Source organism: Arthrobacter crystallopoietes (assembly GCF_017603825.1).
In the GTDB taxonomy this organism is placed as follows: domain Bacteria; phylum Actinomycetota; class Actinomycetes; order Actinomycetales; family Micrococcaceae; genus Crystallibacter; species Crystallibacter crystallopoietes_B.
The window spans coordinates 2,633,927-2,653,161 of sequence record NZ_CP072014.1 but is presented as its reverse complement, the minus strand read 5'-3'; the positions used below and the strand labels follow the sequence as shown (position 1 = coordinate 2,653,161).

Below are 19,235 nucleotides of genomic sequence, written 5' to 3'. Positions count from 1 at the left end.
AACACCTACAAAGAATCACGCCCACACACGCACAAATGGCATGGTTATTGGGCGATACCCGCAAAACCGCGCTAGGCTCCTCAAGGATAGAAGGAGCTTTGAATGACCCAGCGCATCACCAAGGTACTGATCGCCAACCGTGGTGAAATTGCCGTCCGCGTAATCCGAGCCGCACGGGATGAAGGCCTCGCCTCCGTCGCCGTTTACGCAGAGCCTGACCGGGATGCGCTGCATGTCCGTCTGGCCGACGAGGCTTACTCCCTGGGCGGCAGTACCGCCACGGAGTCCTATCTGGCCATGGACAAGCTGCTCGACGTGGCCGTAGCCTCCGGTGCCGACGCCGTCCACCCCGGCTATGGCTTCCTCGCCGAAAACGCGGACTTCGCGCAGCGGGTCATCGACGCCGGGCTGATTTGGATCGGCCCCTCCCCCGACGCCATCGCCAAACTCGGCGACAAGGTCCAGGCCCGGCACATCGCCGAAAAGGTTGGCGCCCCCCTTGTTCCCGGCACCGCAGATCCCGTCCAGGGCGTCGACGAGGTTCTCGCATTCGCGGACACCTACGGCCTCCCGCTGGCTATCAAGGCTGCCTACGGCGGCGGCGGCCGCGGCATCAAAGTGGTCCGCGACCGGGACGAGATCCCCGAGGCCTTCGACTCCGCGGTCCGCGAGGCCACCGCGGCCTTTGGCCGGGGCGAGTGCTTCGTCGAGCGCTTCCTTGATGCCCCCCGGCATGTGGAAACCCAATGCCTCGCGGATGCGCACGGCAACGTCGTCGTTATTTCCACCCGCGACTGCTCGCTGCAGCGCCGCAATCAGAAGCTCGTCGAGGAGGCCCCCGCCCCGTTCCTGAGCGCGGACCAGAACTACCGGCTTTACGAGGCGTCCAAGGCCATCATGCTCGAGGCCAAGTACCAGGGCGCCGGCACGTGCGAATTCCTGGTCGGCCAGGACGGCACCATTTCCTTCCTTGAGGTCAACACGCGCCTGCAGGTGGAGCACCCCATTTCCGAGGAGGTTGCCGGCGTGGACCTGGTCCGCGAACAGTTCCGGCTGGCCTGCGGCGAGGAACTGGGCTACGGCGATCCCGAGATCCGCGGCCACTCCTTCGAGTTCCGCATCAACGGCGAGGATGCCGGCCGCAACTTCATGCCGGCCCCGGGCACCGTGGAATCGATGAAGCTGCCCACCGGACCCGGCGTTCGCGTGGACTCCGGCGTGGAAGCCGGCGAAGTGGTCGGCGGCAACTTCGACTCCTTGCTCGCCAAGCTCGTGGTCACCGGCGCCAGCCGCAACCAGGCCCTGCAGCGCGCCCGCCGCGCCCTGGAGGAGATGGAGATCGGCGGCATGCCGACCGTCCTGCCGTTCCACCGCGCTGTGACGGCAGATCCGGACTTCGCCCCGGCAGACCCACTGGAGCCCTTCAAGGTCCACACCCGCTGGATCGAGACGGAGTTCGTCAACGACATTCCCGCCTTCGATGCCGCGGCGTCAACAACCACCGACGACGACGGCGAACGCCAGCGCGTCACCGTTGAGGTGGGTGGCAAACGGCTGGAAGTCGTCCTTCCCGCGGGCCTGAACACCTCCGGCGGCGCCGCCACCAAGTCCAACGGCAAGCCCAAGCGCGGCCGCGGGCGTTCCGGCGGCTCGGCTGGCCCGACGGCCAGCGGGGATGACCTGTCTTCACCCATGCAGGGCACCATCGTGAAGGTGGCCGTCAGCGAAGGCGACACGGTCGCGGAAGGCGATCTCGTCGTCGTGCTTGAGGCCATGAAGATGGAGCAACCGCTGACAGCCCACAAGGCCGGCACCATCGCAAAACTGACGGCGAAGCCGGGCGCCACGGTCTCTGCCGGCGCCGTACTGGCCGCCATCATCGACTAGGAGCGGCGCCGCTCCTGCCCCAGCAGCTCCTGCCCGAGGTGCCCGGTTCCGTTAACGGACCGGGCACCGCTGGTTAACGCACGCGCTGGCTCATGCCCCCCCTTCCCCAACAAGCGGCGGCAAACCGTCGCCGCGCAAAATTCCTTTGGCAAAAAGACAATACAATAAGCATGCTTTGTTGTACCGTGGGAATTGGTAAGGGACACTCCCCGGCAATCCCGTCGGGGGACCATTGATCACCGTAAGGAGAGAGCATCATGGGTTTTCTTGCTTTTCTTATTCTCGGACTAATTGCGGGCGCTATCGCCAAGCTGATCCTGCCGGGTGACCAAGGCGGCGGCTGGATCGCAACCCTAGTACTCGGCGTCGTCGGCGCCCTGCTGGGCGGCTGGGTTGGCAGTGCCGTCTTCAACGTTGGGCTGGAAGAGTTCTGGAGCATCCAGACCTGGCTCGTTGCCATCGCCGGCGCCCTTGTTGTACTGCTGATTTGGGGCTTTATCACCAAACGGAAGGCAGTCCACTAACGGACAACCGAATTCTCTAACAAAAAAGGCCCGCGGTTCCTGTTGGAACCGCGGGCCTTTACGACGGGGTCAGCTGCTCAGTCCCTCGTAATCCATGTCCTTGGTTTCCTTGGTCAGGAACAGGGAGATCAGCGTAATCACGGCCGCGCCACTGAGGTACATGCCCACCAGGAAGGTGCTGCCATCGGCCGCCTGCCACAGCGCCACCGCGATGAACGGCGCCACGGAGGCACCCAGGATCGAGGAGAAGTTGTAGGCCACGGCCGAACCGGTGTACCGAACGTTGGTCGGGAACAGCTCCGGCAGCATGGCACCCATGGGGCCGAAGGTCAGGCCCATCAGGGTGAAGCCGATGATCAGGTGCAGCATGGTGCCGGCGAAGCCGCCGCCGAAGAGCGGAACCCAGAAGAAGCCGAAGGCCACGATGCCCAGCGAAACCCAGATCAGCGTCTTCCGACGGCCGAATTTTTCTGCCAGCGGGCCGGCCACCATCGTGAAAATGCCGAAGAAGACGACGCCGATGATCAGCATCAACAGGAAGTCGTTGCGGGCGTAACCCAGGCCAGCGGTGAACGCCGAGGGGTCGAAGTCCTTGCCGGCGGCGGCAGCGGCCGCAGCAGCGTCGTCCACCGTCTTGGCAGCGGTGCCGTAGGACAAGGTGAAAGTGGTCATCAGGTAGAAGAGCACGTAGGTGGCCAGCATGATGAAGGTGCCCAGGATCAGCTGGCGCCAGCTGGACTTGAAGACGCGGCCCAGCGGCAGCTTGGTGACCTCGCCCTTGTCCACGACCTTCTGGAAGGCCGGGGTTTCCACCAGCTTCAGGCGGACGTAGAGGCCGATGATGACCATGACGGCGCTGCCCAGGAACGGAATGCGCCAGCCCCAGGACATGAACGCTTCATTGCTCAGGTTCAGGCTGAGGATCAGGAAGAGCGAGTTCGCCAGGATGAAGCCGATCGGGGCGCCCAGCTGCGGGAACGTACCGTAGATGGCCCGCTTGTTCGCCGGAGCGTTCTCGGTCGCCAGCAGCGCGGCACCGCTCCATTCGCCGCCAAGGGCCAGGCCCTGGGCAAAGCGCAGGACCACCAGCAGGGCCGGAGCCCAGAACGACCAGCCGGTGACCTGCGCGGTGGGCAGGCAGCCGATCAGGAAGGTCGCGATGCCCATGGTGAGCAGCGAGGCGACCAGCGTGCCCTTGCGGCCGAACTTGTCGCCGAAGTGCCCGAAGACGATGGACCCGAGCGGCCGTGCAATGAAGGCTACGCCGAAGACGGCGAAGGAACTCAACAGAGCGGTGGCGGCATCGGCGCCGGGGAAGAACAAGGCCGGGAAAACGAGCACGGCGGCCGTGGCGTAGACGTAGAAGTCGTAGAACTCAACGGACGTGCCAATAAGGCTGGCAACAATCACGCGGCCGCGGGAGTTAACCGGGGCCTTGGAGGCACCCGTTGAGGCTGGTGCTGCAGAAGACATGGGTGTCGGCTTTCGATGAAAACGAATGATTACCGCCGAAAATTCTACGCCCCTCCGTCCAGTATCCGGACATCGTTCCAGTATTTGGACACCTCTGGACACAAGCCGCCAAAATACCCTTGGGCTTCCTAGCGTCGCTCTACCGCGTCATACAGCCATGACTTGCTGCCGGAGCGTGTTTGGATAAGGGCCATGACTGCACAACGTACGACGCCGGCCATGTCGGGACCGCTGCTGGCTGTCCTTGCGCTGTTGGCCGCCGCCGCGCCGTTGTCCTCTGACATGTATCTGGCGTCGCTGCCCATGATCGCCACCGACCTGGGAGTGCGTGCCTCCGGCGCCCAGCTCACGCTGACGGCGTTGCTGCTCGGCATCGCGCTCGGGCAGCTGGCGTTCGGTCCGCTTTCGGACAGGTACGGGCGCATCCGGCCGCTCATGGTGGGCGTCGCCATCGCCGTCGTCGCTTGTATTGCCGCTGCGCTGGCCCAGGATATCTGGTTCCTGATCGGAGCCCGCTTTGTCCAGGGATTTGCCGCTGCCGCCGGGATTGTCATTGGCCGTGCCATCATCTCGGATCTTAACGCCGGTACCGGTGCGGCGCGGGCTTTCACCCTGCTGCTGACCATTTCCAGCCTGGCTCCGGTCCTGGCTCCCCTGCTGGGCAGCGTCCTGCTTGCCGCCGGCAGTTGGCGCAGCATCTTCTGGGTATCTGCCGGCATATTCGCGGTGATGCTCGGCGGTGTCCTGCTGGTGGTCCGCGAAACCCATCCTCCGCATGCCCGCGACAAGGCCGCCCTGCTTGCCGCCAGGGACGTGGTCCGAGGGGCTTTCAAAGGAGGTTTGTTCCCGGCCTACGTGCTCCAGTTCGCTTTCACCTTCGGCGTGATCATCTCCTATATTTCGGCCTCGTCCTTTGTCTACCAGAACCTGATGGGCCTCAGCGCCATCGGCTACGGCACGGCCGCGGCCATCAACGCGCTGGGGATGATGGCCTGCGGCCTGGCCTCGGTCCGGCTGATCCGCCGCTTCGCCGTGCGGCGCATTATTGCCGCGGCCCTGACGGCACAGCTGATCATGACCGCAGCCATCTTTGTCCTGGTTGTGTCCGGTGCACCAGCCATCTGGGCGGCCCTACCCATCTTCTTTGCGATCAGCTGCTCGGGTTTCCTGATGGGCAACACAACCAGCCTGGCCATCGGCACCGTCCGGCAGGCCGCAGGCCAAGGCTCAGCCTTCCTGGGCGCCTCCCAATTCGTGCTGGGCGCCGTCGTCACCCCGCTGGCGGGTATCGGCGGAGGCTTCACGGCCGTTCCCATGGCCATGCTGATGCTTGGCTGCTGCCTCTGCGCCGGCGCACTGTTCCTCGTCTCCGGCCGGATCGCAGCGCGCCGGGCCGCCTGAGTACCGCGGCGGACCGGCGGCCTCCAGCCCCGCCCGGACCCGCAGCCCCTACGCCAGCATGGCGTAGGCAACCGCTGCCAGCACCAGCACGGCCAGCACCGCCACCACGGTATTGGCGATATTCCTCTTCTTGGCGTCGCTCAGGCGGCGCCATTTCCGTCGTAGTCCCATTGGATCCCCACACCCGATGATTGGCAGTTGGCCCCATGCTAGTGCCTCGCCCTGGGAATAACAGGGGGCCGGCGGCCCCCTGACGAATATTGTCCGAGCCGGCTGCCATGCTCGCGTTCGTGAATAAAGTGGATGTTGTGACCGCCAGGGAGTACGCAAGGAACGACGGCGGACGCCCGGTTAAGCGCGGAACAGTCACCCGGGCGCCCTACCGCCGCGAGCCCTATGTCCGCGCGCGCATTGGTGGCGGCGCCAATGACACCGTGGATGCGAAGGCCATTTCCTGGGACCGCAACACGGTCCAGCTCAAGTGGGTGGACGACAACGGTTCCATGCGCACCCAGTGGGTTCCGGCGTCGGACGTTCGACGCATTACCCGGGACGAATCCGCTTGGCGGGACCCCTATGACGACTACGGCTTTTACTACCCTGACGAGCAGTGACGCTCCGCGCGCCGCCACCATTTCGCACGCCGCCGCCCGGATACGGCAAAATGGATCGGGTGACGCAAACGCCCAACTCCGCAGTGCCCGCCGCCAACCCCGCCCTGAAGCCTGTTGATCCGGACCAGCTCAACGCCCGGATCTACGCCCAGATTGCTGAAGAACTCGGCGTCAAGCCCTGGCAGGTCAAGGCCGCTGTAGAGCTGCTCGACGGCGGTTCCACCGTGCCGTTCATCGCCCGCTACCGCAAGGAAGTAACCGGCACGCTCGATGATGCCCAGCTGCGCGATCTGGAAGAACGGCTGCGCTACCTTCGCGAACTCGAGGACCGGCGTCGTTCCGTGCTGGAAAGCATTGCGCAGCAGGGCAAGCTGACCGCCGAGCTGGAGGCGAGCATCAAGGCCGCGGACACGAAGGCCCGGCTCGAAGACATCTACCTGCCGTTCAAGTCGAAGCGGCGGACCAAGGCACAGATCGCCCGCGAGGCCGGGCTCGAGCCGCTGGCGGACGCCCTGCTGGCCAACCCCGGCCTTGAACCTGAGGCTGAAGCAGCCGGCTACCTGAACGCCGAGCATGCCGTCAATGATGCGGCCGAAGCGTTGGCCGGAGCGCGCTCGATCCTGGTGGAGCGGATCAGCCAGGACGCGGATCTGGTCACCGAACTGCGCGAGCGTCTCTGGAAGCAGGGGCTGGTCCGTGCGCAGGTGCGTGAAGGCATGGAGTCCGATGGGCAGAAGTTCGCCGACTACTTCGACTTCGCGCAGGTTCCTTCGGGCCTGCCCTCGCACCGGGTCCTGGCGTTGCTGCGCGGCGAGAAGGAAGGGGTGCTGGACCTGAACATTGTCGAGGGCGACGCCTCGGACAAGGAAGAATTCGCTGCTGCGCGCGGCCGCTACGAAAACGCCGTGGCCTACAAGCTCGGCGTCGCTGACCACGGCCGGCCGGCTGACAAGTGGCTGATGCAGACGGCGCAGCTGGGCTGGCGCCGCATTCTGGTTAAGCTCGCGATCGACCTGCGCGTGCGCCTCTTTACCGACGCCGAGGACGAGGCCGTGCGGATCTTCGCGGCCAACCTGCGCGACGTGCTGCTGGCCGCCCCCGCAGGGAACCGCGCCACGCTCGGACTGGATCCGGGCCTGCGGACCGGCGTGAAGGTCGCCGTGGTCGATGGCACCGGCAAGGTGGTCGCCACGGACACCATCTACCCGCACGCGCCGGCCAAGAAGTGGGACGACTCGCTGGTCACCCTGGCCCGCCTGTCCGAAAAGCACAACGTTGACCTGGTGGCGATCGGCAACGGCACCGCCTCCCGCGAGACGGACAAGCTGGCCACCGAGCTGATCAAGCTCCTGGCGCCGAAGCAGAAGATCCAGAAACTGGTGGTCTCCGAGGCGGGCGCCTCCATCTACTCGGCGTCCGCACTGGCTTCGGCCGAGCTGCCGGAGCTGGACGTCTCGCTGCGCGGTGCAGTGTCGATTGCCCGCCGGCTGCAGGATCCGCTGGCCGAACTGGTGAAGATCGATCCGAAATCCATCGGCGTCGGCCAGTACCAGCATGACGTCACCGCCACCAAGCTGGAGCGTTCGCTGGATGCCGTGGTGGAGGACTGTGTGAACGCCGTGGGTGTGGACGTGAACACCGCTTCGCCGTCGCTGTTGGCCAGAGTGGCTGGCGTCGGGCCGCTGCTGAGCGAGAACATCGTGTCCTTCCGGAACGAGAACGGGCCGTTTGCCAAGCGTTCGGACCTGAAAAAGGTGCCTCGGCTGGGCGCCAAGGCGTTTGAGCAGTGCGCGGGCTTCCTGCGGATCACCGGCGGCGCCGAGCCGCTGGATTCCTCCAGTGTGCACCCCGAGGCCTACGGCGTTGCCCGCAAGATCCTTTCGGCCGCCGGGGCCGCGGCCGCCGATGTGCCGCGCGGCGTGGGTTCGCTGGCAACGCTGGACCCGCAGACCTTCGTGGACGACTCCTTCGGCCTGCCCACGGTGCGGGACATCATCTCCGAACTCGAGAAGCCAGGCCGGGACCCGCGGCCGACCTTCACCACGGCGTCCTTCTCCGAGGGCGTGGAAAAGATCTCCGATCTGGTCCCGGGCATGATCCTCGAAGGTACCGTCACCAACGTGGCTGCCTTCGGCGCTTTCGTCGACGTCGGCGTGCACCAGGACGGGCTGGTCCACGTTTCGGCCATGTCCAACAGGTTCATCTCGGACCCGCACGAAGTGGTTAAGTCCGGCCAGGTAGTCAAGGTCAAGGTGCTCGAGGCCGATCCGGACCGCAAGCGCATTTCGCTCACCCTCCGGCTGGACGACGAAGCCGGCGCCAAGCAGGGCGGACGCGCCGCAGCAGGCCGGGACGCCTCCGCAGACAAGGGCTCGTCGGCGAACACCAGCCAGGGCAAGGGTGGCCGGCCCGGCCCATCCCGTGACCGCGGGGATTCCAAGGGCAACCCCCGCTCCGGCGGCCGCCCCAACCCACCGCGCGGCCGGGACAGCCGCAAGGAACCGGCTCCGGCAAACACCGCGATGGCCGAAGCGCTCCGCCGCGCCGGGCTGAGTAAATAACGGCTGTCTGGTCACTGGGCGGTCTTCTCGACGTCGGAGTTGCTCGGTATATCGGCGCGGCAGGTCGGGGCCGTTGCAGTCATTTTCCAACCTGCCTGGGCTAGCCTCCGGATAGGGCGATGGCTCCGCCGGCCTCAGCGGGCGGGTGTCCATCGCGCACGCTGATCGAGGGAGTGTCCGATGAAGCACCAGCCGGCCCTGCGCACCGTGGTGGGTCTTGCCGCCGTCGTATTCCTGATGTCGGGCTGTACGGCGACCGCCACGACGGACACCGCCACCCCGATCGGCAGCGCTGTGAACGGCTCTGCTCCCGCGCCGGCCGCACCTGCGCCGGCCCCGGCTCCCGCCGCGGCCGAGAGTCCCCCTGCAGTTGCGGCCCCCGCCTCGTCGACGCAAAGCAGCACCGCATTGGCGCAGCCGATCCTGTCGCCCGGCCGGGAACGCAAACTCACGCTGGCCGACGCGGACGTGGAACTGGTCTGCGACGGCGGCGGGAAGATCGAAGTGCTGGCCAACGGCATTACGCTGACGGTCACGGGCCATTGCCGGGAGATTGACATCCTGTCTTCCGGCACCACCGTGCGCGCCGAATCGGTCAATGAAATCGATGTCGACGGGCCCCGGAACACTGTGACGGTGGAGAAAGCTGCCGGGCTCCGGGCCGAGGGCAGCAACAACACGCTGCACGCCGATGAGGTGGGCCAGATCAGCCTCGAGGGACAGGGCAATCAGGTCACGTTCGGCGCCGGCAATCCCCGGATCAACGACGAGGGTTCCGGCAACAGCATCTCGGTGAAGTGAGTGCGCGCCCGGCAAAGTGACCGGAACCACCCGCGCCGCTCCCCCGCTCCGCGGCCGGAACAGGCTAATCTGTCCCTGTGGTCAAGGTAAAAGGAAAAATTCAACCGGTGGAAATCAAGGAAATTGAAGCCGAAGGAGTTGACTATGCCGAGGCCAAAGCCGCCCTGGAACAGCAGGTTCCGGAAGGCTGGCGGCTCCTCCAGGTCCTGACCGTCTAGGTTTCGGCCCCGCTCGTCCACTTCACCGCTCGTCTACTTCACCGCGTTGATGACGCGTTCGGCGATTGCCGCATGGCCGGCGTCGTTTACATGGACACCGTCCGACTGGATCATCTCGAGCGTGAACACATCGGGATCCAGCAGGCTCACATAGGTGGCATCGACGCTTTTCGCTGCTTCCTGCACAGCTGCGTCGAGGGCAAAGACGGTCTGGTCCACAGCGCTTGGCGTGGACGGGCCGACGGCGATAACCTCGGCGTCAGGCAACTCCGCGCGCAGTTCCTCATAGACGCTGGAGATGGCCTGGAGCGTGCCCTGCGGGTCGAACTGGTAGGTGCTGAAATCGTTCTGCCCGCCGGAGACGACCACCACGTCCGGATTGTCCGCGATGACGTCATCGAGCCGGTCCACGTACCCCGGACCTTGCGCGTTGGTGGCGTACCCGGTGCCCGAGATCCCGTGGTTCATCTCTTCCCAGCCCAGCTCCAAGGCGACCAGCGTGCTCCAGCGGTCCTCCTGGCTGGAGGCGCCGATACCCTCGGTGTAGGAATCGCCGAGGAATGCCGCAACGGGCGGCTCGGCTTCATCGGTCTCCGTGGCTGTGGCGGACGGCGTGGGGCTGGCACTGGTGGTTTCCGTTGGAGCGGACGACGGCGTGGCTTCCGCCGGCTGGGTTGTCCCGCCCACCGGTGTTGCGGACGGCTTGGGCAGGAAGGCGTAGACGAATGCCGCCAGCGTGGCCAGCAGCAGAACCGCCAGTCCGACGTTCTGCAACGTCTTGTTTTTGAGAACCTTGTTCCGCCGGTGCACCCGCCCCGCCCCTCTTCAGATGAATCGCGCTTGCCGTCCGGACTCAACCCTATCGGGAAGATCCGCGACTGCTAGAACAGATGTCGGCGGGCCCTTCCGCAGCGGGGCGGTACCGGGACCACAGTCCCGAAACCGCAAATTCCGCGTCTACAGGTGGACGTGCAGCCGGCGTGCGGCCTCGGAGATGGAGCCGGTCAGCGACGGGTAGACGGTAAACGTGTTGGCCAAGTCATCCACATGAAGCTTCTGCGTCACGGCCAGCGCGATCGGGAAGATCAGCTCGGAGGCGCGCGGGGCCACCACAACGCCGCCGATCACAGTGCCTGAACCGCGGCGGGCAATGATCTTCACGAAGCCCTCCGTCACGTTCATCATCTTGGCCCGCGGGTTGGTGTTCAGTGACAGCTTGATCACATCCCCCTGGTACTTTCCGGCCGCGATGTCCTCCTCGGTCACGCCCACGGTGGCGATTTCCGGACTGGTGAAGATGTTGGAGGCAACCCGCTTGAGCTTCAGCGGCGTCACCGAATCGCCCAGCAGGTGCGCCACGGCGATGCGGCCCTGCATTGCTGCCACGGAAGCCAGGGCGAAGACCCCAGTGCAGTCACCGGCAGCATAGATATGCGAGGCCGTGGTGCGCGAGACGCCGTCCACCTTGATGTGGCCGCTTTCAGACAGCGCCACCCCGGCCTCTTCCAGACCGATGCCCGAGGTGTTGGGAATGCCGCCGACCGCCAGCAGGCAGTGCGACCCGTCCACGATCCGTCCGTCGTTCAGCGTGACCCGGACGCCGTCGTCGGTCCTTTCCACGGCGTTGGCACGGGACTTCGAGAGCACGGTCATCCCGCTGCGGGCGAAGACCTCTTCCAGCACCTCGGCGGCGTCCGCGTCCTCGCCGGGCAGCACGCGGTCGCGCGAGGAAACCAGCGTGACCTTGGTGCCGAGCATGCGGTAGGCGGAGGCGAACTCGGCGCCCGTGACGCCGGAGCCGACGACGATCAGGTGCTCCGGGATTTCGGTCAGGTTGTAGACCTGGGTCCAGTTGAAGATGCGTTCCCCGTCAGGCTTGGCCGAGGGCAGCTCGCGCGGAGTCGCGCCGGTGGCGACCAGCACTGCATCCGCGTCGATGGTCTCCGTACCGGTCTCGGTTTCGACGGTGATGGTGTTCGAATCGGCTAGCCGGCCGTTGCCGATGATGACCCGGACGCCTGCACGTTCCAACCCCCGGTGGATGTCCGAGGACTGGGTTTCGGCGAGCTTGAGCAGCCGCGAGTTGACGGTCTGCAAGTCAGCGTAGGCGGCGCCGGAGCGCTCGTCGAAACGTACGCCCAGATCGTGGGCGCCGGCCACACGACGCATGGCATCCGCCGTCGCAATAAGGGTTTTGGAGGGCACAACGTCGGTGAGCACGGCCGAGCCGCCCATGCCCTTGCGCTCAATGACGGTCACCTTCGCCCCGAGTGAATTGGCCACCATGGCGGCTTCGTATCCGCCCGGGCCGCCGCCCAGGATCACCAGACGGGGGGCGCTGAAATCAATTTGGTTCGTCACACTCGCCATTCTGTCGCACCTGATCACAGCACTCAACCTGATCAGGTGCGACGGCGGCGGCATCCGGCGTGAGCTATGGAGCCTGCGGCGGGCAGCGGGTAGGTTATCTGTGTGACTACTGATCCGTTTGAACTTGCCTCCGCTGCCGCCTCGTACATTGCCAAACAGACCGGCGTGCAGAACCACGACGTGGCGCTGGTGCTCGGTTCCGGCTGGGGTGGGGCCGCTGAACTGATCGGCGAGACCACCCACACGCTGGATGCCTGGTTGATTCCCGGCTTCTCCGCCCCGACCGTGGAGGGCCATGTCGGTACCATCCGGTCCGTGCTGACTCCGGACGGCAAGCGGGCCCTCGTGCTCGGCGCCCGGACGCATTTCTATGAGGGCAAAGGCGTCCGCGCGGTGGTCCATGGCGTGCGCACAGCAGCGGCAACCGGCGCGAAGACACTGGTGTTGACCAACGGCTGCGGCGGGCTGAATCCGGATTGGAAGCCCGGTACGCCGGTACTGATCAGCGACCACATTAACCTCACGGCCAGGTCGCCGCTTGAAGGCGCGACGTTCGTGGATCTGACGGATCTCTACTCCTCCCGCATCCGTGCGCTCGCCAAAGAGGTGGACCCGAGCCTGGACGAGGGCGTCTACGCCCAGTTCACCGGCCCGCACTACGAGACGCCCGCGGAGGTACAGTACGCCAAGCGGATCGGTGCGGACCTGGTAGGCATGTCCACCGCGCTGGAGGCCATCGCGGCCCGTCACGCCGGGATGGAAGTTTTCGGCATTTCGCTGGTCACCAACCTGGCCGCCGGCATCAGCCCGGTTCCCCTTAGCCACCAGGAAGTGATCGAAGCCGGGCAAGCCGCCGGAGCGCGCATCTCGCGCTTGTTGGCCGATATCATCGCCAAGCTCTAAGAGGACCGAGTAATGGCATTGACTGACTCCGAACAGGATCCGTTCGCTTCTCTTACCGCCGCGGCCGAAGCCTGGATGGCGCAGGATCCGGACCCGCAAACCGTGCAGGAACTCCGCGAACTGCTGGAGCGCACCCGCGAGGAAGGCCAGACCGGATCCGCGGCCCGGCAGGAGCTGGCGGACAGTTTCAGCGGCCGGCTCGAGTTCGGCACCGCCGGACTGCGGGCGGCCCTGGGCCCCGGGCCGAACCGGATGAACCGGGTTGTGGTGCGGCATGCGGCCGCCGGGCTGGCGAGATTCCTGGTAGCCAAGGTGGGCACCCATGGCCGGCCGCGCGCCGTCGTTGGTTATGACGCCCGGCGCAACTCGGACATTTTCGCGCAGGAGACCGCGGCCATCTTCACCGAGTCCGGTATCGAAACGTTCCTGCTGCCGTCGGCGCTTCCGACTCCGGTTCTCGCCTATGCGGTGCGTGCCCTCGAGTGCGACGGCGGGGTGATGGTCACGGCGAGCCACAATCCGCCGCAGGACAACGGCTACAAGGTCTACCTGGGCGGACGTGCGGTGAAGGAAAACGGCCGGGGCGCACAAATTGTGGCGCCGGCAGATGAGCAAATTGCCGCCGAGATTGTCGCGTTCGACGGACTGGAGGGCATCGCGCTGGCCGAAGGCGGCTGGACCGTGCTGCCGGCCTCGGGCGAACCCGATTCCATCGAGGACGCCTACGTTGACGCTATTACCGCGCTGGCCGATCCGCGGCATTTCCCGTCGCGCCGGCTGAAGATCGTGCTGACGCCCATGCACGGTGTCGGCGGGAAGACCGCGCTGAATGTACTGCAGCGTGCCGGCTTTGAGGACGTCACTCTGGTGGAGGCGCAGGCTGAGCCGGATCCGTTGTTTCCCACCGTGGCCTTCCCGAACCCGGAGGAACCCGGTGCGCTGGACCTGGCCCTCGAACTGGCCGAGAGGATCGATGCGGACATCGTGCTCGCCAATGATCCGGATGCGGACCGCGCCGCCGTCGCCGTGAAGTGGCCCGAAACCGGCAAGTGGGGCATGCTCCGCGGCGACGACGTGGGCGCCCTGCTGGGCACGCACATCGCGGGCCGGCTCAGGGCGCAGGCGGAAATGGATTCAGCTAACGACGCCGTTGATGCGGCCACGGGGAGCGCTGGTTTCGCGGGCGAGGTTGCCGGTGGGTCCGGCTCCGAGGGCAGCCAGTCCGGACCGTCGGGGGCGGCCGGCGGCAATATTCCGGTCTTCGCCAACTCCATCGTGTCCTCGCGGCTGCTGGGCAAGATCGCCGAGCGGCACGGCATCGCGCACGTGCAGACGCTGACCGGCTTCAAGTGGATCTCGCGCGTGCCCGGCCTGTCTTACGGCTACGAGGAGGCGCTCGGTTACTGCGTGGCGCCGGATCTGGTCAAGGACAAGGACGGCATATCCGCCGCCCTGCTGATTGCCGAGTATGCGGCCGATTCCATTGCCAAGGGCCGCGACGTCCGCGACGAACTCGACGAGCTCCATCTGGCGCACGGCATCCACGCGACCGACCAGCTCTCCGTCCGGGTGGGCAGCCTGGATCTGCTGGGCGCCATGATGCACCGGCTCCGCGAGAACCCGCCGTCGTCGTTCGGCGGTTCTCCGGTGGACTCTACGCTGGACCTCGCAGCAGGCAGCGCCGACCTGCCGCCGACCGACGGATTGCAGTACCTGACCCGGGATGGTTCACGGGTCATCATCCGGCCCAGCGGGACCGAGCCGAAGCTCAAGTGCTATATCGAGGTGGTCCAGCCCGTGGACGGCGCCGATGAACTGCCCGCGATGCACGACAAGGTCCGCGGCACGCTGGAGACCATCAAGGAAGACATCAGCGACGCCCTCGGGCTGTAGTGGCCGGGTGCGCTGGCAGGCGTAGATGTGCATGGGTGCACATGCATGACACGCCGCACTGGCTTACGGCGGCGAGTTACCGGAAAGCCGGGCCTCAGCCGCGGCTGAACCTGTCCAGCACCAGGTTGACCAGTTCGGCGGGCGGTTCCTGATCCGGCACCAGCAGCGGTTCCGTGACGATATCGGCGCCGCAGCCCGCAGCCAGCGAGGCGAAATACCCGGGAGCCAGCAGGTAGGTCGCCACCACCACGCGCGCGTTCCGGGCGGCGAAGCGCCGTTTGGAAATTCTGGCCTGCCCCGCAGAGACGGCTGACTTCAGCTCGGGCTGCGCGGCGGAGATGTAGCCGGTGGCCACGTTCATTCCAAGGTACTTACCCAGCATCTGTGCCGTGATTTCACAGTCGGCCACGGCCCGGGCATCGGTGGAGCCCGCCGAACCAAGGATGACGTGGTCGCCGCGGCGCAGACCGGCTTCCTGCAGGCGCCGGGCCAGGACCTTGACCAGCCGCTGCTCTGGGCCGAGGGCACCGGCCACAGACGCATCCCCGTGCCCCGCGGCGGCTTCGGCCAGGTCAACGTGGACGTGGTAACCGGCGGAGAGCAGCAGCGGCACTATCCGTTTTCGACCACCCGGGGCAGCGGGTTCCGACAACCTGGCCTCTCGAGCCAGCCCGCCCAGAACGGTAGCGACGTCGGGCTGCTGCACATCCACGAACGCCTCCGCCACGTGCAGATCCGGCCGGCGCCTGGCCACGGCACGGACCAGGTTGCCAATGGCTGCCTGGCCGGCCGGCGAACTGGTGCCGTGGGACGCCGCCACCAGCGAAGCCACGGTGTGAACATCCACCAATCCACCCCACGGCTCGCAGATCACCTTGTCCGGCATTTCAGCAGAATCAGGCGCCGGCAGCGGGATCCGCCTCGGCCGCCTCGGCAGGAGCCGCCCGTTCAGCGTCTTTACGGTGGCGGTGTTTTCAAACGGTGTGTCGGTCAGTGCGTCAGTAACAGTCATGCGGCGATTCCGACGGCGGCGCGGCCCGGCACTCCAACGGTCACCACACCATCCCGGAGCCGGACCGGGTAGACGCGCAGGGACAAGGCCGGATCGGTGAAGCATTCGCCCGTCGCCAAGTCGTAGACCTCTTTGTACAAGGGTGACGCGAGCGTCCGGTGCCAGCCCTTATTACCGACGATGCCGCGGGCCATAACGTGGGCTCCGGTAGCCGGGTCGCGGTGGGAAACCGCGTAGACCTCGCTGGCGGAGACCTTGATCAGAGCCACCTGTTCGCCATCGATCAGCGCGGCCTCGCCCCAGGCAACTTCCAGATCGGCAACGCGGCAGACGGTATGCCACTCGAGGGCATCGGCGGCCAGTGCGTCAGGGCGCAGCTCGGACGCCGTAAGTATCTCGGGAGCGGTAAGTGCGGTCATCATGAACCCCGTTCGGTGTTGAATCGGTTGTCGATGGCTACCAAGCTACGGAGCCCGTGTTTCATCCGGCCCTCGGCGCTGTTTCGGGTTCGTAAAACGCTTCTCACGGCCCCGGAAAGGCACCTGTGATGCGCCGGACCTTCCCCATCGAACGGGCAAATCCCAGCGGATGGTGCGCCCCGCCGTCGTTTGTTTCGGGCAGGTTTCGGATTCTTCACGCCATGCCCCGGAAATGGCTAGGGAAAAGTCAACTGCGGGAAACAGCAGGGAAATTCGAGCGCAACGGCGGGATCCTACGCTGGGATGCAATGCACCGGAACCTGCAGGTAACACTGCTCAGGCCGGGGCGAGGAAACTGCACCCTAACCAGAGGTAGGCCCATGAACCAGTCGGAATCCACTGCATCGCGCAGGATTGTGGTCATCGGCGGCGGCCCCGCGGCTCACCGCTTCGTCGAGGCCATGTGCGCCCGGAACACCATCGCCGCCGGCCAAACGGTCATCACCGTGCTGACCGAGGAAGTCCATCTGCCGTACGACCGCGTGGCGTTGAGCAAGGCGCTGACCGAAACGGACGTGGACCTTACGCTGGGCGAGAAAAGTCTCTGGGAGAACGACGGCGTCACCTTGGTTACCGGGGCACGTGCAGTGGATCTGGACCTGGCCGCCAAAGAAGTCATTACGGAGGGCGGCGCCCGCTACCCGTACGACGAGCTGGTGCTGGCCACCGGCTCCAACGCGGCCACCCTGCCGATCCCGGGCAACGAACACACCAGCGTTTACCGCACCCTGGAGGACGTCTGGGGCATCAATCAACAGGTCGCCGAGCTGACCGCGAAGCATGGCCGCACCATCAACGCGGTGACGATCGGCGGCGGGCTGCTGGGGCTGGAGGCCGCGGCCGGGTTGCAGAGCCTCGGCGCCCATCCGGTGATTATCGACGGCGGCAAGTGGCTGATGGGTACACAGCTGGACGAGGGCGCGGGCCAGGCCATGGGCCGGCTCGTCGCCGGAAAGGGCCTGGAGGTTCACGGCGGCGTATTCCCCAAAGCCGTCCTGACCGAGCCCGGTGCGGATGGCGAATCCGTGGTCACCGGCGTGGAAATGGCAGACGGCCGGATCATCCCGGCGGACATGGTGGTGGTCTCCATCGGCGTCCGGCCACGCGACGAGCTGGCGCGCACCCTCAACAACCGGGCCAAGGCCGAAGCCGAGGCCGCCGCCAGCCAGGCCGCCGGCACACCGGTCGAGCTGGGCGATGAGGACTTCGTCCCCGTCTTCCGGATGGGCGCTCGTGGCGGCATCGTAATCGACGAAACCTGCGCCACCGACGTCGAGAATATCTGGGCCGTGGGCGAAGTCGCCAACTTCGGCGGCATGTGTGTAGGACTGGTGGCGCCTGCGAACTCCATGGCGGAGATCGTCGCGGACCGGCTGTCCGGCGGGCAGGCGACCTTCGCCGGCTTCGACACCGCCACCAAACTCAAACTCTCCGGCGTTGATGTCGCCAGCTTCGGCGACGCCTTCGCCAAGACCGAGCATGCGCTGGAAATTGTTTACGCGGATCCGGCCCGAGGCGTCTACCAGAAGATCGTCACCACCGACGACGCCAAGACCCTGCTCGGCGGCATCTTCGTTGGTGATGCCGCCCCGTACCAGAGCCTGCGCCCGCTGCTGGGCCGCGAGCTGCCCGCCGAACCCGGTGCGTATCTCTCCGCTGCCGGCGGCGGGGACGCTCCGGACACTGAACTGCCGGACGATGCGATCCTGTGTTCGTGCAACAACGTGGCGGCCGGCTCCATCCGGGACGCGGTCAACGGCTGCGGCGCTTGCGAAGGCCAGGACCCGGTCCAGGACCTCGGCGGGCTGAAGGCCTGCACCCGCGCCGGCACCCAGTGCGGCTCGTGCGTGCCGATGCTCAAGAAGCTGCTCGAAACCGAGCTGACCAAGAACGGCATCACAGTTTCCAAAGCCCTGTGCGAGCATTTCTCCCTCTCCCGCGCGGAGCTCTTCGAGGCAGTGCGTGCCTTGGGGCTGACCAGTGCCGAGGAGATTTTCCTGCGCTTCGGCACCCCCGTGGAGCTGGAGCTCGAGGATGGCACCACGGCAACCAGTGCCCCGCTGGGCTGCGACATCTGCAAGCCCGCCATTGGCTCCATCCTCGCGTCACAGCTGACCGAATACCCGCTCGACGGCGGCCGCGGCACGCTGCAGGACACCAACGACCGTGCACTGGCCAACATGCAGAAGAACGGCACCTACTCGGTGGTCCCGCGCATCCCGGGCGGCGAGATCACTCCCGAGAAGCTCGCCGTGATTGCCCGCGTGGCACAGAAGTACGGCCTCTACACCAAGCTCACCGGCGCCCTGCGGATCGACATGTTCGGCGCCCGGCTGGAGCAGCTGCCCGACATCTGGAAGGAACTGGTCGAGGCCGGCTTCGAGTCGGGCCAGGCATATGGCAAAGCATTGCGCAATGTGAAGACTTGCGTCGGGTCCACCTGGTGCCGTTTCGGCGTGCAGGACTCGGTGGCCATGGGCATCGCGATGGAGCTGCGGTACCGCGGGCTGCGGGCCCCGCACAAGTTCAAGATGGGTGTTTCCGGCTGTGCCCGGGAGTGCGCCGAAGCCCGAGGCAAGGACGTCGGTGTGATCGCCACCGCGGACGGCTGGAACCTGTATGTAGGCGGAAACGGCGGGGCCAACCCGGCGCACGCCCAACTGCTGGCCAAAGACCTGGACAACGAAACCCTTCTCAAGTACATCGACCGCTACCTGATGTATTACATCCGCACTGCGGACCGGCTGCAGCGCACCGCCCGCTGGGTGGAAGACCTGGACGGCGGCATCGAACATGTCAAGGATGTCGTCATCAATGACGTCCTGGGGATCGCCCATGACCTCGAGGCAGCAATGGCACGTCACGTTGATAACTACGAGGATGAGTGGGCCGCTACTCTGAAGGACCCGGACCGGCTGCGGCGTTTCCGCTCCTTCGTGAACGCCCCGGACCAGAAGGATGATTCCATCGCGAACGTCAGCGAGCGCGGGATGATCCGGCCCGCCACAGATGATGAGCGCGCAGCGGCAGCCACCGGTGAAGGCCCGGTCCTGCTGGGCGCTTCAATCCCCGTCCGCCAGCCCGCTTCACAGGAGTAAC

The 19,235-nt window shown here is 66.1% G+C and carries 15 protein-coding genes; 9 read left to right on the top strand and 6 right to left on the bottom strand.

The window, feature by feature from the left end; genetic code table 11:
* The first annotated feature begins 102 nt into the window (after positions 1-102).
* Both J5251_RS12245 and J5251_RS12240 read left to right on the top strand, forming a co-directional pair.
* Positions 103-1,887: an acetyl/propionyl/methylcrotonyl-CoA carboxylase subunit alpha gene (locus J5251_RS12245; RefSeq protein ID WP_208574133.1), complete on the top strand. Its 1,785-nt coding sequence runs from the start codon at positions 103-105 to the stop codon at positions 1,885-1,887.
* A gap of 257 nt (positions 1,888-2,144) precedes the next feature.
* Positions 2,145-2,411: a GlsB/YeaQ/YmgE family stress response membrane protein gene (locus tag J5251_RS12240; protein WP_074698676.1), complete on the top strand. Its 267-nt coding sequence runs from the start codon at positions 2,145-2,147 to the stop codon at positions 2,409-2,411.
* A 69-nt stretch (positions 2,412-2,480) separates the two neighbouring features.
* Here J5251_RS12240 and J5251_RS12235 read toward each other — a convergent pair whose 3' ends face one another.
* On the bottom strand, positions 2,481-3,884 hold the full coding sequence (locus J5251_RS12235) for an MFS transporter (RefSeq protein WP_139005803.1): 1,404 nt from the start codon (positions 3,882-3,884) through the stop codon (positions 2,481-2,483).
* A 192-nt stretch (positions 3,885-4,076) separates the two neighbouring features.
* On the opposite strand from J5251_RS12235, the gene J5251_RS12230 reads away from it, so the two are divergent.
* The gene (locus J5251_RS12230) at positions 4,077-5,285 is read left to right on the top strand and encodes a Bcr/CflA family efflux MFS transporter (protein ID WP_208574132.1); all 1,209 of its coding nucleotides are present in this window, start codon (positions 4,077-4,079) and stop codon (positions 5,283-5,285) included.
* Positions 5,286-5,333: 48 nt separating this feature from the next.
* On the opposite strand, the gene J5251_RS20520 is transcribed toward J5251_RS12230, so the two are convergent.
* Complete coding sequence (locus J5251_RS20520; RefSeq protein WP_279633593.1) at positions 5,334-5,456, bottom strand: hypothetical protein; 123 nt, start codon at positions 5,454-5,456, stop codon at positions 5,334-5,336.
* Between the two features lie 119 nt (positions 5,457-5,575).
* Between J5251_RS20520 and J5251_RS12225 the strand changes: the two genes are divergently transcribed.
* From J5251_RS12225 to J5251_RS12215, 3 genes are all read left to right on the top strand, one after another.
* On the top strand, positions 5,576-5,899 hold the full coding sequence (locus tag J5251_RS12225) for a hypothetical protein (protein WP_208574131.1): 324 nt from the start codon (positions 5,576-5,578) through the stop codon (positions 5,897-5,899).
* Positions 5,900-5,958: 59 nt separating this feature from the next.
* Entirely contained in the window at positions 5,959-8,460 is a 2,502-nt protein-coding gene (locus J5251_RS12220; RefSeq protein WP_244250650.1) for a Tex family protein, read from the top strand.
* A 180-nt stretch (positions 8,461-8,640) separates the two neighbouring features.
* Positions 8,641-9,261 carry a DUF3060 domain-containing protein gene (locus J5251_RS12215; RefSeq protein ID WP_208574129.1) on the top strand — a complete coding sequence of 207 codons (621 nt, stop codon included), beginning with the start codon at positions 8,641-8,643 and terminating at the stop codon, positions 9,259-9,261.
* Between the two features lie 251 nt (positions 9,262-9,512).
* On the opposite strand, the gene J5251_RS12210 is transcribed toward J5251_RS12215, so the two are convergent.
* Both J5251_RS12210 and J5251_RS12205 read right to left on the bottom strand, forming a co-directional pair.
* Positions 9,513-10,253, bottom strand: a complete 741-nt coding sequence (locus tag J5251_RS12210; protein ID WP_208574128.1) for an SGNH/GDSL hydrolase family protein — start codon at positions 10,251-10,253, stop codon at positions 9,513-9,515.
* A 183-nt stretch (positions 10,254-10,436) separates the two neighbouring features.
* Positions 10,437-11,840 carry an NAD(P)H-quinone dehydrogenase gene (locus J5251_RS12205; protein ID WP_139005809.1) on the bottom strand — a complete coding sequence of 468 codons (1,404 nt, stop codon included), beginning with the start codon at positions 11,838-11,840 and terminating at the stop codon, positions 10,437-10,439.
* A gap of 111 nt (positions 11,841-11,951) precedes the next feature.
* Here J5251_RS12205 and J5251_RS12200 point away from each other — a divergent pair, with 111 nt between their 5' ends.
* Positions 11,952-12,752 (top strand): purine-nucleoside phosphorylase, encoded by an 801-nt coding sequence (locus tag J5251_RS12200; RefSeq protein ID WP_139005810.1) that lies wholly within the window; start codon positions 11,952-11,954, stop codon positions 12,750-12,752.
* A gap of 12 nt (positions 12,753-12,764) precedes the next feature.
* Positions 12,765-14,645, top strand: a complete 1,881-nt coding sequence (locus J5251_RS12195; RefSeq protein ID WP_208574127.1) for a phospho-sugar mutase — start codon at positions 12,765-12,767, stop codon at positions 14,643-14,645.
* 94 nt (positions 14,646-14,739) lie between these two features.
* On the opposite strand, the gene J5251_RS12190 is transcribed toward J5251_RS12195, so the two are convergent.
* Together J5251_RS12190 and nirD are read right to left on the bottom strand one after the other, a co-directional pair.
* Positions 14,740-15,657, bottom strand: coding sequence for a sirohydrochlorin chelatase (locus J5251_RS12190; RefSeq protein ID WP_244250649.1), 918 nt, complete (start codon positions 15,655-15,657; stop codon positions 14,740-14,742).
* The gene (gene nirD / locus J5251_RS12185) at positions 15,654-16,076 is read right to left on the bottom strand and encodes a nitrite reductase small subunit NirD (RefSeq protein WP_208574126.1); all 423 of its coding nucleotides are present in this window, start codon (positions 16,074-16,076) and stop codon (positions 15,654-15,656) included. Before nirD ends, J5251_RS12190 begins: the two co-directional genes overlap by 4 nt.
* 380 nt (positions 16,077-16,456) lie before the next feature.
* Between nirD and nirB the strand changes: the two genes are divergently transcribed.
* Positions 16,457-19,234 (top strand): nitrite reductase large subunit NirB, encoded by a 2,778-nt coding sequence (nirB, locus tag J5251_RS12180; RefSeq protein WP_208574125.1) that lies wholly within the window; start codon positions 16,457-16,459, stop codon positions 19,232-19,234.
* The last annotated feature ends 1 nt before the right edge of the window (position 19,235 follow it).

Bases quoted from the DNA above. Each gene is read 5' to 3' on its own strand.
- J5251_RS12245 (WP_208574133.1), top strand. From the start codon at position 103: ATGACCCAGCGCATCACCAAGGTACTGATCGCCAACCGTGGTGAAATT.
- J5251_RS12240 (WP_074698676.1), top strand. From the start codon at position 2,145: ATGGGTTTTCTTGCTTTTCTTATTCTCGGACTAATTGCGGGCGCTATC.
- J5251_RS12235 (WP_139005803.1), bottom strand. From the start codon at position 3,884: ATGTCTTCTGCAGCACCAGCCTCAACGGGTGCCTCCAAGGCCCCGGTT.
- J5251_RS12230 (WP_208574132.1), top strand. From the start codon at position 4,077: ATGACTGCACAACGTACGACGCCGGCCATGTCGGGACCGCTGCTGGCT.
- J5251_RS20520 (WP_279633593.1), bottom strand. From the start codon at position 5,456: ATGGGACTACGACGGAAATGGCGCCGCCTGAGCGACGCCAAGAAGAGG.
- J5251_RS12215 (WP_208574129.1), top strand. From the start codon at position 8,641: ATGAAGCACCAGCCGGCCCTGCGCACCGTGGTGGGTCTTGCCGCCGTC.
- J5251_RS12195 (WP_208574127.1), top strand. From the start codon at position 12,765: ATGGCATTGACTGACTCCGAACAGGATCCGTTCGCTTCTCTTACCGCC.
- J5251_RS12190 (WP_244250649.1), bottom strand. From the start codon at position 15,657: ATGACTGTTACTGACGCACTGACCGACACACCGTTTGAAAACACCGCC.
- nirD (WP_208574126.1), bottom strand. From the start codon at position 16,076: ATGACCGCACTTACCGCTCCCGAGATACTTACGGCGTCCGAGCTGCGC.
- nirB (WP_208574125.1), top strand. From the start codon at position 16,457: ATGAACCAGTCGGAATCCACTGCATCGCGCAGGATTGTGGTCATCGGC.